Here is a 15,115-nt window from a genome sequence, read left to right as displayed (position 1 = left end):
TCCTTGCAAACTCCCCGCATAATCCGCAAACAACTGCTCCAAAGCGCTATAGTTTACCAATGTATAATGACTTTTTTCCAGGCCTTTTTTTACCGGGACCCCTTGCGCCGGATTGTTGCGGCACAAGCCCAGGCTAATCAAATAATCATAGTAATCGCCCAGGGCAGTCAAATGACGATTGATCGTCACCGCGTTTCGTTGCAGGCTGCGCAAATAATCAATGTAATGCAGCAAATCAGCATAACCCAAACCAGCCGGGTCACGCGCCGCATAAAAAGTAAGAAACTGAGCCACTGCACTTTGTTTGTGATAACTGGTACCAGCCGACAAACCACAATCAACAGATAAATAAGTTTGGAAAGTTTTCATAAGATTTAGTTTTTTAGTTAGTAGTCGGGAGTCCGTAGTTGGGAGTCAGGAGATAAGAAATTGTTGGGTGGCTTTATGGCTAAAATGGCTTTATGGTTGCGCGAAGCGAGGCTAACAACTACCAACTAAAAGCCACCGACTAATAACTACCGACTCCCGACTAACAACTCCCGACTAAAGATGAGTATACAACTGTGTAGAATCCAGTGAACTATGACCCAAAAACAAACTCACTTTGGACAACGACATACCCCCATTATGCAAATGAGTAGCAATGCTATGGCGCAAACTATGCAAACCCACCGAACCACCCGATAACTCCGCTTTTGTCGCCAACTTTTCCAGTCGTTCGCTCAAACTCTTGGGGCCCAAACGATGCCCACGCTGACTCAGCAAAAATGCCGGACTGGGCGAACGACCCGAAAAAAAGCGGCGACCCTCCGTCAAATAAGCATACAAATCATCCTTCACCCGACCCACCATAGGCACAAAACGCTCCTTGCGACCCTTACCAGACAACACCTGTACCCAACCCTTTTTGAAGTGAACATCACCCACATCCAACAAATGAATTTCGCTACGGCGCAAACCACAACCATAACCCAAAGACAAAAGCGCCTGGTCGCGCAAACCCCAATGATCAAACCCGCAGCCATCGTACAACAAACCCACCTCAACCCGGCTCAAAACACGAATGGGAGCCGCCGACAAACCAGGCAAAGAAACCCCAGGCAAGCTAAAAACAGGCACGCCCAAAGACCGCAAATAACGCTGAAAACCACGCAAAGTCTTACGAACACTACGCAAATGAGAATGGCTCAGCAACTCACCCGTTTTAACACTGCGCCGACCCGACAAATAGTCAAAATAAGCCGACACATCAGAAGCCCCCACCTCAGCCAAACCAAAGCGTCCCTGTTGCTCCAGAAAGTAAAGAAACTCACGTAACTGACGAGGGTATTTGTCACAAGTAGAAGAAGCATAACCCAAGCTGCGTAACCAGGCTTCAAAGCCCTGCAAATGCTCCTGATAAGAAGTAATAGTAATTTCCAGAGAATCCATAATAATAGTTGGTTAGTTGGGAGTCGGGAGTCCATAGTTAGGAGTTGGGAGTTGGGAGGTAAAAAATTGTTGGATGGCTTGATGGTTAGTTTCAATGGTTTTATGGCTAAAATGGTTTTATGGTTGCGCGAAGCGAGGCTAAAAACTATCAACTGAAAAACTACCAACTAAAAACTACTAACTCCGGACTACCGACTAATAAACTAAATTGATAAGAATAAATAAAGTGATTGGTTTTCTATATTCGGAAACGCGTTTTTTTGAAAGCCCCCTTTAGCTATTTTTTGAAATATGAAATGCTAGGGGTATTCTGGGGCTAACTCACTGATAATAAGCATTATCTAGCGTTGCATCTGGCATTTTCAAGAATGCAATGCCAGTCTATTTTAATTTTGAAAGTTGATCGGCTAGAAACTGACGAATGCGAGAACGCAAAGCCTGGATGTCGTCCCAATAAGTAATCTTGTACGTCCAGCCTTTGTTTACATGACCACCCACTTGTTTAATGTACTCCAAGTCGTGCAACTTGTGCATATAACGGTGTAAACGAGTGTTTTCTATCCGGAACTTATGACGCACTTCGCGCCGGGTAAACTCCAGTTTGACGCCTTTGTCAAAACAATAATTTTTCAACTGTTCAAAGAATTGGCGCAAACTACCATCCAGCTCGTCAATGCGCAATATAATCGTTTCGAACAAAATTTCATTCGCCCAATGTAAATCAGACTTTGTAGCCACCAAACGACCCTCATCATCGCGCGCCCGCTGAAACTGATGCAACAAAGTAATTTGCTTCACCAACGACTGGTACAAATTATGCAAACGACGAGGATTTTTTACCTCAGCGGGTAACGATAATTGAGTAGCGTAAGGATTGACCACCTCATGAGGGCGTAACAAACGCACACAATTTTGCAGTAACTCTTTGGTAGTCAGTTGCTTCTTTTTGCTCACCTTACCCGCCGAACAAGCGTTCATATAATCAGTAATCGCCTTCGTTTGCACCCTCGTTTCGTTCACCGCCAGGGTAAAACAACGGTTTTCGTTGTCTTCGTATAGCTCAGTTTTGGTAGTAGCCGCCATACTCGCCACCGGACCATATACCTCTTTGACACCACCACTATTTCTCCCCTGCAAATCCTGGGTAGTGGTAGAACTAGCCAATTTACCGTAGCTGATCAACTCACGAAAAGACAGCAAAGCCTCCTCGCTCAAACCGTCCAAATCCTGCAATACAAACAACTTATTACACAAATCATACTTTCCATAATTGTACAAACTACGGTCGGTAATACGCGTTACATCCAAGGCGCCCTCCTCTGGCATCAACTCAAGAATGGCATTCAACAAGTGCGATTTACCGCTCCCGCTGCTCCCTTGTACTATAGCGTGCAAAGTATCCGGCATTTTATAACTACTTGCTACACAAAAGAGTAACAAACGATTCATCTCCTCGCCTACCACCCCACAAGCCCCGATGTGCTCATTTAGCTTCGTCATCAAATCAGCCGAACGCAACAAAGCCAAACAGTCTTTTTGCAGCGCGGCGGGCACCGGTTTTGGCTGCTTACCCTGGCTTTGGCTACCCGCTAACTCCGCCAACTCCGCATCGCGGTAAGCCTCCAGCTCATCGGCTAACTGGTTTAAATCAATCAACAACAACTCATAAGCAACCCCCAACTTGGCGTTAGCTTCACGGGCCACTTTCTCCATCTGGCGGTCTTCGTACAAATCTACCTTATGGCGCGATTTGCTCCCACCCGACGCAGGATAAATAAACAAGGTTACCTTCATAGACTCCAGCTCCGGTTTGGGCGCCCCTTGCAACTGATAACGACCATTCAAAGTCTCCAACACCAGTTTTTTAGGGTTAGACGTATCGAACCTGAAACCCGGCGCGGGTGCTGCTGTAGTGCCATTGCTGCTCACTTTGGCTGCGCTCCCTCCTCCTGAGTAAAGCACCGTTTTCTGACTCAGGAGATGGTGAAAAATCGACGGCTCGTCCGAAGCTTCCACCACTTCGCCATAAGCCACCAACAAAGAATTTACATCTTCACCCTCCGGAGTAGGCACACTACTAATCGTTTGCGTAGTAGCTGACGCGCCGTGCAACCACACCTTCCAAAGCTCATCCGCCCTGGTTTTCAAAGCCTTGCGCCCCGCATCATCCCCGTCAAAAAACAAATAAATCTCCTCCAGATGAGGCATTTGCACCACCAACTGTTTGTGCGCCGGAGTAAGCCCATTGGTTCCATACAAAGCCAACACCGCCGTAGCATCATCATCTACCGGAAAAGACGCCGCATCAATCACACTCTCCGTAAGTACCAGATACTTAGTGCTTTGCGCGTCAGGATAACCAGGGTACAAGCCTTGGCGCTGCGTGCTATAAAAATGCCGTTGGTCGCCCTCGTTGCTAATGCTGCGCCCATAAAAACTCACAATATCACCTTCAGCATTCTTCAGAGGAAAAATAATACAACCCCGACCCCAAGCCGAAGAAATACCCAAAGTATCCAGCCCGGCACGCAAAGGCTTGCTCAACTTTCCATCGTGAAAACCTACTTCCTGGATACCCTCCAAACCACGACTTTGCATGTATGCCTGGGCTGCCTTACTTTGAGCAAACGCCTTTTGGAAATGAGCAAAAGCCGCCGTCATCGTCTTCACCCGTACTTTTTCAGATATAGCAGGCTGCGCCTGAACCAAAGAAGGCGAAGGAGCCCCTACTCCACCAGTGGCACCTAACAAAGATTTGCACTTCAAAATAGCCTCGTGCTTGCTCAACTTCTCCTGGTGCATCACAAAATCAATCACATCTATAGGCTTCCCGTGCACCTCACAATTGCTGCTAAAGCAAAATACCGTGTCCGACTTTGGAAACACCTCCATACTCGGCTTGGTATCATTGTGAAAAGGACAACACATGCGATTGTTTCCGTTTACGCTTAAGCCGTAGTGGGCTAAGACGGTGGTGATGGAGAGGTTTTGTTTGATTTGTTGTATAGTCATATTTTTTTTGGATTAATAAATCTACAAAGCAAACATATAAATATAGATTTATGTATCCAAATTAATAAAGCACCAAAATAGCTGAAACAAAAAAATACTAGACAATTAACACTTAAAAACAACTTTTAAGTAACTTTATAGATGTAAAATTCTATTAATATGGATATAGGAGATAAAATCAGAAAGGTAAGAGAAGCTAAAAAACTCTCTCAAAAGGAAGTAGCATTAACACTAAATATGGATCAATCACAATACTCTAAAATAGAAAAAGGTAAGACTGATCCAACAACAGCTACACTAGAGAAAATATGTAAAGCACTAAACGTTGAAGTTGCAGAACTATTTACATCGGACAAAATATTTAAAGATGTTGAATCACTAGATAAGTCTTTGGTAGAAAAAGTACAGTTGTTAGAACAATTAGATGAAGGGGAAAGAAAATCTATTTTTCAAATTATTGATAGCCTTATCATCAAAAAGCGATTAAAAGACACTTTAAATGATGCAATCAACCTAGCCTCATAAGAAACAAAAAAACCCGTACTAAAAATTAGTACAGGGTTTAAAATGTCTTATGACTATACAAGACATAACGTAAAAATAAAAATATCTTCCCACTTTTCAAAGCATAACTCCCTCTTTTTCAGTTCATAAGAAAATAAAAACCAACTCAATTTTATACCACATACTCACTACAAAAACTCATTTAAAATGTACCAACAACAAAAAATAAGACTTGAGATAGACCATAGAGAACTGGATGAAAACTTTCAACCAGGAGAAGTAATTTTGCAAACCCAACAAAACTTAGATTACTTTCCTATTGGGGGAGATTTTAACCAGAAAAAAAAAGCCGTCTTAAATGAAATCAGGTCAACCCCTGTCTACAAAGAAAGCCTCTACTTTCATTATAAAGTATATCTGGACGAAACAATTATTTTTCAATACCAGGGCTTTTTTGAACCAAACCCCCAACTCAGAACTCATATTAAATGGGCTTGGAGTGAAAGTAAAGGAATGGGCGAAGGCATGATATTTACACCCAAAAAACCAAAAAGCTAAAAACTCCTACCCTCTTTTTCAGTTCATAAGAAATAAAAAAAGCCTGACTCAAATTAATGAATCAGGCTTTGGTTTTTTGTTGTCTAGAGAAAGTTTATCAGCTAAGAATAAAAGCTTTCTTAGATATTAAGCTCAAACTATTTTAAGTCCAAATAATGCCTTGATAAACTTGGCATTTCTAATACATCAGCAAATTTTTTGCGAGAAATTTCTGTAAACTCCCAACCTCCAGCAATAATTTCTCCTCCTAAATCAACCAAAGAAAAAAATAGTGCTGATAGAAAATAAGTTTTACGATCATATCCCAAACGAACAGAAATAATATTATCTGTTTTTGATAGTATAACCATCGCTTGGCATTTGAATATTTTGCAGCTTGCTGTACCTAATCCTTTTTCATTCAAACTTAAATCTAAATCTAAGCCAGTATTTACCTGAAACTGATTTACTATTTTATCAATAGAAGGAATTCCTTTATCAAACCTTACTTCAACTATTTTAACCATAATTACTGCTTATCAAACCAATCCTTCAATTTATTCGGTCTAGACCTCACATCAGAAGGAACTTGAAACCTTGTTCTGTCAAAAATATCGGCACAATTTGTTGAACAATTATTAGTGTTTTTATCATAACGTGTTGGAGTTTGAGAAGCTTTATGAAAAGCTCCAAATAGTGCCGACTCGTACTCTATTTCACTTATATTTTTCTCTTGCCTTGTGGTTTCAAACAACTCTAGGTACTCAACGTCACCCTCACTCATTCTCCTAAACATATAGTTTCCATCATAAACCTGTGCTTGCTCAAACCAAGAAGTAACACCACTACCATCTTGTATTCCTATAATGCTATGTCCAAGTGGGTATTTATGTACATATTTCCGATTTGGGATGGTAATCAATATAATCTTAGCTTGTTGACCTAAGTTCTTATATTTATCAGAATATTGATCTAGTTTAGATATATCACCTAATTCAGAAAGACGTTTTTCTGGTGATATTACTATTGCTGTTCTTAGTCTAGTTTCATCCCCTTCAGTAGATGCGGTAAACTTTATTCTATTATATTCGCTCAGATAACTTGTATAAGGTAAAAATGACGTTCCCTGCTCAGAAACTACTGTCGTACCGTAGTAGGCTTCCTTCGTCAAAGGAGGTTTGGATATATTTGGAGCCACTCTAAACTGAAGATTCTTAGCCTTACCAGTTTGAATTCCAAAGAAACCATAAACACCTTGACGCGACCTTTGATAGCTACCTTGTCCTCCTCTAGATGTACTAAGCCTCTGTGTTTGAGTATTTGAAGTAGTCGTTCTAAGTAAAGGTCTTATGTTTATGACAGGAGCTATTCTTAAAAGTTCCTCCAGCCCATCCAAATCAATCGCCTCAATAGGTTTATTCCCCGCAAATTGATAAGGCGTATACCAGGGATAACTCGGACTCAAAGGATCAACACTCAAGAACTTCGCAATGGCTGGATTATACAATCTAAACCCATAATCTTGAATCAGTTTACCCCACTCCTGGTCGTTCTCCTTACCATTAAACCCATACCTATAGTTCCCAAAATCAGTCTTATTCAGAGCAATTCCGGTAACCTCCAACGAACTTCCGATATTCGGCGTTGGGTCTTTCAAATGAAATAAAATTTTGGTAGTGTCACCTATGGCTAAGTAACGAAGTTTGAAGTTTCCAGCGGTTTTGTAAACTTCTTCTTTAATGATTTGATTAGTGGCGGCATCTTTGATCGTCACCTTAAGTTCGTTATCGCTTGAACTCAAACTATCCAGGGCAACATCAAAACTCACTTCGTAAGTCTGCAAAGGAGTCGAGGCGTATTCTTTTCCAAACACCCATTTCGCGGTATCCGGTGCGTAGTCCAGATGCACTTTAAGTGCCGTCTCCAGACCGATGCTTCCCATCCAGCCCGTCATCTCGTAAATGCCCCAACCATCCGGTAAATTCACCGGGATCAACACGGGCGCAACCTCGTCGCCGGGCTGCTCCATTCCAAACGGATAGTAATTCTTAAACGTCCGTACATTGGCGTACTCCGTAAATACGTTTCCAGCCTCCAGGTAACGTTTTTGATCCGTTACCACACTGCGGACGTTAGTAAGGTGGTCTTTTAACTCGTAACGTTTTTCGCCTACCAAACGCGCTACTGCATTGGTATTTGTTGGTACACTGCTCAACAATCGACTGGTTTCTACCGTCCCCAAACGTTCACTACCATACAAACTTAACTCTTTTTGGGTAGTTTCCCAAGTACTGGTAGCAGCATTGTACTTTTGCTCATAAATTGCCATCGTATTGCCGTCCATGTCGCGGGTATAGTAGCTCACTTTCACCTTTTCGGGGGCGGCCGTAAAACTTCTAACAAAGCCTCCGTTGCCATCGCTTACTACAGCAGCATAGCTCACTTCTTTTTTAAGGCGGTTACCGCTGGCATCGTACCAATAGCGAATGTGGGGCTTTTTGGAGGTAGCCGTAGCAGGGCGTACCTCGCTTACCTTGCCTTGCATGTTCCACACAATCACGATGTCTTCGGCGTGGTCGCGCACCAGGTTGCCTATGTCATCATAGTCATACTGGTTGGTGCCAGTGACCTCTTTTTCAATTTTTTTGCCCGCCACTGAATCGGTCACTTTGTCCAATTGGTTGATGGTTTTGGTTTTGTAACTATAGGTCAGGTTGTCTAACAAGCTACCCGTTTTGTCGTAACGCTTCAGGGTCAGCAAGTTGCCGTTGCCATCGTAGCTATAGTTGGTATGCAAGGCGTTATTAGTAGCCGCAGTCGCCCAGGCGGTGCCACTCCACTCATACATATTCGCCGTTTTGATCCGGTTTAGGCGGTCGTACTTATACTGAAAAGCCCTTTGTATCTGTTGGTTTTGGTTCACCCCTCGCAAAGCACTTGTCCAGGTAGCAATGTTGCCATTGTAGAGGTTGTAATTAGCCCCTGGCTTTAAGGTAGTATTGCCTGCTGCGGCAAACGATGAAGCATTGTCGTGTACATAGTCACCATCGTAAAAAGTAAGCGACATGCCCCATACATCGGGGGCAAAAGCACTGCCCGGTTTGCCATCTCCGCCCAAGTCTTTGTTTACATCCAGTATCGGACTGTTCATCCCCTTGATCCATCCGTGGATGGTGTAGGCATAGTCTACGCCCTGAATTTTATCTTCGCCTAATTCGGTACGCTTGAGCGGTCCGTGCAGGTAATAATCGTATTGGGCGTCTTTGTCCCAAATATAACCATCGCGCGAGGTTTCTACCAAAGTCAATCGGTTGTCTTCGTCGTAGGCATAACGGTGCAAGAAACGGTCTGCACGACTGGTATCGTCGTTGAACCTCACCTTGAGCACTTTGCCACTGATCAAGTCATAATCGTAGGCAAGGTGCATGCGGTAATTGAGTTTTTCGCTGCCCGTTTTGCCATTGTCCAAACCAGGAGTTTCCTGAATGAGCCAGGTAACATTGCCGTGCGGATCATAGCTAAAATAAGTGCGCACGGGGTCGGTGTTGCCCTGGTTATACGCCAACGTATAGCTTACCCGGTTGCGCAAATAAGTTTGGGTGTTGGCTTCGGCGAAATAGAAGGCATTTTTGCCCGTGTGCTGGTCGTTGGCAAAGGTGCCTGGTACATTATAAAAGCTCAATACCTGTTCGCTCAGCCCGGTATTCGGGAAGGCATTGTTGTCTGCAATGGTATTGTTTAGGTCAATGTCAGGAATATTAAATGCCATAGCCGGAAAGCTCACCCCGGTTTGGGTAGCACGCCCTGCCTCTATGGTTCTGCCCAAGGCATCGTATTTTACGTAAGCATAAGCATTTTCATCTTTTTGTTTGTCGTTTTGCGAAAAGCGAATCCTCCCTAATTGATCGTGCACAAAGTTGGTAGTACCACCATCGGGCGTATGTTGGTTAACCATTTGCCCCAAACTATTGTAGTTGTAGGTGGTGCGCATGATATGTGCCGGGCGGCGATCACGGTTTAAGTTGGTATCAGCCAATAAGCGTACTCCAGCCGGAGGCACGGTTTGGGTAAGCTGCCCGGCACGGTCAAAGTAATACAAGGTATAATGGTGTTGCCTTTGCTCAAAAGTTACCTCCAGGTTGCCAGCAGGCGCTTTGCACTGAGTTTTGAACATCGCGGCTAACTTTTCCTGTTCGTCTTGTACACACTTTTCGGTAATGGTGGTCATTTGCTCTTTGGCGTCGTCAAACACTACCTGAAACTCAAACTGAGGCAATTCGGGCTCTTTGGGTTTTACTTCAGGGGTTTTCCAGCGCAAGCTGATCTCAAAAGTGCGTTTTTTACGCGGCCTTTCTATTTCGGTGGGCTCGCTTTTGATCGCACATTTGTCAGGGCCGCTTATTTCTACATAATACCAGCCCTTAAACACCAGGTGCTTTTCGTCGAGCACCACCCTTAGGTCGGGCTCAGTAGCCGATACTGAAGAAGCCTCATGGCTTTCGTATACTTTGGTGTATTTGCTTTCGTCGGTTTCGTCGCCCGCAGTAAAGTTCTCGTCTATTTTCAATCGGTACCACACCACATGGTAAGGGCCAGTGGGGTAATCGTTTTGCCCGGCAGTGGTGAGCTCGGCGCGGGCAATCACTTCGCATTTTTGCGTGTCTACTTCTACAATGGCTGTATCTAGCAGAGGAGCGTAAGGCTCAATGGTAAAAGCTTTTTCGTTGGGGCAAATCCCGGCAACGGTTACAATCACCTTATAATCGCCTGGCTCCAGTTGTTCTATCAAAGCCGCTTCATAAGCATTGCCTTGGTCATCAACGAGCAAGGTTCCATCTGCCTTTTTCCATTGGAATTTCACCTTCTTTTTTGCTCCCACCACTGTAGCAGCCGCTTTGCCGTTGTGGGCATCGGTACAAACCTCTGGATCGGTGTTTACCGTAATTTGTACCTCCAGGTCTTCTACGTCAAACTTCACCAAGCCAATACAGCTGTAGTTGTCTTTGCCCACGGTTACTTTAGCCTGGTAGTTACCTACCCCTACGCCAGTAATGGTGAGTTCATTGTTGGCGGGCAAGGTGGCAATGTCCTGGGTAGTTACTACTGTACCATTTTCGTCCAGCAACTCTACCCTATAGCCTCCTGCCGGGGCAATGCTCAAGCCGTTGTCGTGGTTAGCGTTTACAATTACTTTTACATCAGTAGTACCCGCCGCATCGCATACATATTGGGGGTTGCCTCCCTGCAAGCTTAGATTAATGGGCAAGCCCTGAAAACTAAAGCTTTGGGTTACCTGACAATATTCTTCCCTACAATTGCTGCAACCGGTATTGGGGTCAAGGGCTTTGTAGGCCTTGATAATGATGGCGTACGTCTCGTTTATTTGAGGGTTGGCTACGTTTATTTGGGTACCCGTTACCTGCGTAGCATTTGCCGGGGTTACCCCCGAAATAGTGGTTTCAGGTACAATCACTCCTCCTTGTGGGTCGAGCACGGTATAGGTATACTCTTTAAACTCGGCGTGCAACTGGGCGGTGCTAATGTCAAACTGGAGCGTAGCCGGGCTAAACAAGTTCATTTTGCTGTTGTCACAACTTACATAACTTGTTTTGATGTTGGTAATCACTGGGCTGCCGTCGTTTACCGAAGCCTCCGCAGTAGCCACGCATTGTCCTGCCTTAAGTTCTACCGTATAGTTGCCAATGGCTAAACCAGTAAGGGTCAGCTCGCCGGCGGTAGCGGTTTGTATGCCACTGTAGGCGTTTCCATCTTTGAACACCCTGTAGGTAGCCGCTCCACTAAAGGCCAAGTTAAACTTCAACTCACCTCCGCCCGCATTGCCACAATTGGTACTGCTGTTGGCTACTGCCGTAATAGTGGGGGGCGTACCACTGGTGATTGCCAAGGGGCTGCTTGCGCTACCTGTACCACAATCGTTTTTCCCTTGCACGGTCAGTGTTCCGGTGGTAGTGGGAGTAAAGGTGTAGTTGGGTTGTTGTGAAGTATGGGTGGTAGCCACCAGGCTGGTATCAGCCGGGGTAAACGTCCATACATATTCGTATGCCCCCGCCACGGTAGTAGTGGTATAAGTAACCGCTTGATTGGCGCAAGTGTTGGAGGTACCCGTAATGGTGCCCGCAACGGCAGGTGTATTGCCTAGATTGATGGCAAGGCTTGCCGGATTTGCCGCTCCACAACCGCTGCTTGCTACTACCTGGAGGGTGGCACTGGCCAGCGTCACATTGGTAAAATCGATGGTAATGCCCGAAGTAGTGGTTTCTACCACCGTAGGGTTGGTGCTCAACACATTGCCACTGGTAGCTGTAGCTCCGGCAGGCAAGGTCCACTGATAAGTAGTGGCTCCGTTTACTCCGGTTACTATGTAATCGGCTTGGGGAGACACATTTTTGCATATTTGAGGGGCTCCGGTAAGGGTTGCCTGACCAATGACATAGTTTTTGGTTACATACCCTATTGTTCCGACCAATAATTGGGTTTGTGCAGTCGCAGTGGTTGTTTGGCTACCAAACATCACCGCACCAGGATAACTAGGAAATGCTGACACCAACATTTCTCCCTGCTTGTTTGCTGTCAGGTCAAATGATGTTGGAGAAAAATAATTCCAAACAGGACCTATATCTTTAACCCATTCAAAATTGCCATTGCCATCAAATTTACTCAATACTACATAATCAAACCCCACACCAGGCGCCACTGTATTGCCAAACGTATAAGAAGTTGTTTCTTCAATGGTCCCTAATAAATACATATTATCAAACATGTCTAGCTGAAAATGATAAAGGGTATAGGTATAAGCATCACCTTGCGCTAGTTGTTTGGCAAATAATAAATCTCCATTGGCAGCATATTTTGCCACGTAGGTTACGTCTTCGCCCGTGATGTTTAAATCTGAGGTGCCAGTAGTATTATCCAATACTATTTTTGTCGAGGAATTGTAAAACAACCTTCCCAAAACATAGGTTTCGCCTTGAGCATTGGTGCGTATTTGCGCAATTTCTCCTTGGCTAATGGCACGCTGCCACAGTACTACCCCATTGCTGTCATACTTTTTGAGTACTGGATTGTTTGAAACATCATAACTCACCAGATAGGCTTCGTTGTTGGGCGACACACTTCCTATTAACCCAGGTTTAGCCCACAGAAGGGTGCCCTGATTATCATATTTGCGAGCAGATTCATTGTCTATAAAGACATGTACATTGCCTTGTGCATCTACAGTTAATTCCCGAACAGGGTTGGTAGTAGGTATGTCTTTCAGCCAGGCCACTGCTCCATCTCGGTTGTACTTAATCAAGCACAAATGGAAATCACCCCCTGATGAAGTCAAGGTTTGGCTGCTTCCTTCAAAGCTTGCAATGCCCTGATAACGGGCAATCACATAACTATTCCCCAGACCATCGGGCCTTATGATACCGTCCTCCAAATAGTTGGCTTCTATTTTCTTCGCCCATTTTACCTCATCCTCGCTGAGGTATTTCATTACAAATAAGGCGTTAGGTTGTTGGGTTTGCAAGGTAATGTTGCCCAATTGTATAGATGAACCCTGAATCTCACCCACCACAAAGGTTTCTTGTTGGGCGTTGACAGACATACTCACCGAACCAGCATAGTTTACATTGTCCCAATGCTTGAACGACTGAAAACGCTGTTGTCCATCAGTATTTACTATTTTAATCGAATTGGTAGTAAAGTTACAACTTCCATTACTGATGACAGCATAGTAGGTACCCGCCGTAAGTTGGGATATGGTAGCTGGACTGCTCACCACGTTTACATCTGTATAATTGCTCAATAGCACACTGTCTTTGTACAAACTATAGGTTTGTCCATTGGTATGTAGCACCAAACCTCCCGTTGGGCTGGCGTCACACACGCTGTTACTTTTTAGGTGCAGGTAACCACTCGATGCAGTTAAGTTATTGAGAGTTAATGTACTCGCAGCTCCCTCGCCACATTGGTTATTTTTCCCCTTTACGGTAATGTCTCCGCCGGCAAAACTGGAAGTAAAATCAAGTTCAATGAAATTGTCTACTATAGTAATAGTACCTGTAGCCCCGGTTACTGCCTGAGCCACTCCGGCAGGTAACGTCCATATATATTCGTCGGCTCCGGCAATGGCAGGTATCGAGTAGTTGCTTGCCTGGGTGCCTGGGCATACGCCTGTAGCTCCGGTAATGGCACCAGCAGCAGCAGGCTTGGGGTTTACAATTACAAAAAATTTGCTGGGTTGGGTAGTACAGGTGGCATCGGTATAAGTTACTTGTAGTTCATTGTTGCCACTGGTCGCAGCCGATGTTGCTTCAGCCACTATTTCGTGGGTGCCTTGGCCAGAAATGATTGACCAGCCAGTAGGTACTACCCAGGTATAGGTAACCCCTGTTACCACCGGAACACTGTAGGTGTGTGATACCCCAATACAAGTAACTGAGCCCGTGCTGGTGGCAATTGCCCCTGCATCTTTTACAGCGCCAGTAGTGATGTACATTTCTGAGCCAGAAGAGAAATCGACATGGGCATTAGAGTTTGCCTCCAGCCAGTTTCCCGATACAGTACTGGGTTTCACCTCCCAGGTGTTGCCATTATAGTGTGCCAATTGGGGCGTTCCTGACAATACGCAACCCCCATTAGCAGGAACACTTACCAAGACACTGTACACTCCCTGTCCTGGTAGAGTTTTTATTCGCCAATGCTCACAAGTCCCTACTTCAATACAGTTGTGGGCGGTATTTACGGGGGTTATTGTAGGAAGATATTCTACTTCAACTTGTTGGGTAGTAGTACTTCCTTGATAATTTAAACGAATAGGACGGTAACTGCCTGACTTGCCCAGAGGCAATACGTGAGTCACCCCTAAATGCCCTGACACCCAAACAGCGCCCTCGATGTACTTGCCTTGGGTACCATCTGCTCCTGGAAAAGTAATAGAAGGTCTTAGGATAAGGGCAGTATTTACGCTATTTACCCCTCCTTGAGTAAACTTTAGTTCTCTTTGGACGTCCAAAGGGGTTTGTATGAACAGTCTCCCCGTTGGCTTTTGTAACGCTACCTTGTTGATATAAATTGGTGCAACCTCTCCATTGATATTATCTAATACTTGGGTTCCATTGCCGTTGAAAGTTATTAAGCCACCATTTGAAAAACTTCTAAAGGTGCCAGAGGGATTGTCTATGTATACATTCCCTCCAAATACAGGTTGTTTCAAAATGAGGGTAGCGGTACCTATAGTATGAAAAGTAGCATCGGATAAAAAAGTCCCATATAGATCAAAATAATTCTGTAACCAACTGGAGTAACTCCAAACCCCATTGTCATGTACGGTAATGTCTATGGGTGCCTCCGCAGTATCATAAAACGACCCTGTACTTACCCTTAGCGTAGTGGCGGCTTTATAAGTACTGTAGGAACCTTTATACTCAGGGACGTCAATGTGAGCTCCACCCACAAACTCTGCTGTGACTGTCTGTAGCTCAAAATCTCCTGTGCCTACAAAATTGAATACATCTTGCATGACCACCCTCATCAAAAGGAGTTTACCTCCGCTTACTCCCCCGCTACCAGGGCTAATGGTTTGACCTGCCCCTAAAGTAAGGTCGCTAATTTCTATCTGACC

The 15,115-nt window shown here is 44.6% G+C and carries 7 protein-coding genes; 2 read left to right on the top strand and 5 right to left on the bottom strand.

The genetic code is table 11. The features are described from left to right. The 3 genes from M23134_RS36210 to M23134_RS36200 all read right to left on the bottom strand — a co-directional run. On the bottom strand, window positions 1–369 hold a 369-nt coding region (locus M23134_RS36210; protein ID WP_002705695.1), incomplete at its 3' end, for a site-specific integrase. A 174-nt stretch (window positions 370–543) separates the two neighbouring features. After that, window positions 544–1,431 carry a tyrosine-type recombinase/integrase gene (locus M23134_RS39490; RefSeq protein ID WP_002705694.1) on the bottom strand — a complete coding sequence of 296 codons (888 nt, stop codon included), beginning with the start codon at window positions 1,429–1,431 and terminating at the stop codon, window positions 544–546. A gap of 381 nt (window positions 1,432–1,812) precedes the next feature. Next, window positions 1,813–4,443, bottom strand: coding sequence for a CHC2 zinc finger domain-containing protein (locus tag M23134_RS36200; RefSeq protein ID WP_002705693.1), 2,631 nt, complete (start codon window positions 4,441–4,443; stop codon window positions 1,813–1,815). A gap of 159 nt (window positions 4,444–4,602) precedes the next feature. Here M23134_RS36200 and M23134_RS36195 point away from each other — a divergent pair, with 159 nt between their 5' ends. Both M23134_RS36195 and M23134_RS36190 read left to right on the top strand, forming a co-directional pair. Continuing rightward, a complete protein-coding gene (locus M23134_RS36195; RefSeq protein ID WP_002705692.1) occupies window positions 4,603–4,968 on the top strand; it encodes a helix-turn-helix domain-containing protein in 366 nt (121 codons plus the stop codon). Between the two features lie 186 nt (window positions 4,969–5,154). Next, window positions 5,155–5,505 carry a hypothetical protein gene (locus M23134_RS36190; RefSeq protein WP_002705691.1) on the top strand — a complete coding sequence of 117 codons (351 nt, stop codon included), beginning with the start codon at window positions 5,155–5,157 and terminating at the stop codon, window positions 5,503–5,505. A gap of 137 nt (window positions 5,506–5,642) precedes the next feature. Here M23134_RS36190 and M23134_RS36185 read toward each other — a convergent pair whose 3' ends face one another. Both M23134_RS36185 and M23134_RS36180 read right to left on the bottom strand, forming a co-directional pair. After that, window positions 5,643–6,011: a hypothetical protein gene (locus tag M23134_RS36185; RefSeq protein ID WP_002705689.1), complete on the bottom strand. Its 369-nt coding sequence runs from the start codon at window positions 6,009–6,011 to the stop codon at window positions 5,643–5,645. A gap of 2 nt (window positions 6,012–6,013) precedes the next feature. Further along, a complete protein-coding gene (locus M23134_RS36180) occupies window positions 6,014–15,013 on the bottom strand; it encodes an RHS repeat-associated core domain-containing protein (RefSeq protein WP_002705688.1) in 9,000 nt (2,999 codons plus the stop codon). Window positions 15,014–15,115: the final 102 nt, after the last annotated feature.

Origin of the sequence: Microscilla marina ATCC 23134, assembly GCF_000169175.1 — a bacterium.
GTDB classification, from domain to species: Bacteria; Bacteroidota; Bacteroidia; order Cytophagales; family Microscillaceae; genus Microscilla; species Microscilla marina.
The sequence above is the reverse complement of the archived record's forward strand: the minus strand, read 5'-3'. Positions and strand labels throughout refer to the sequence as shown.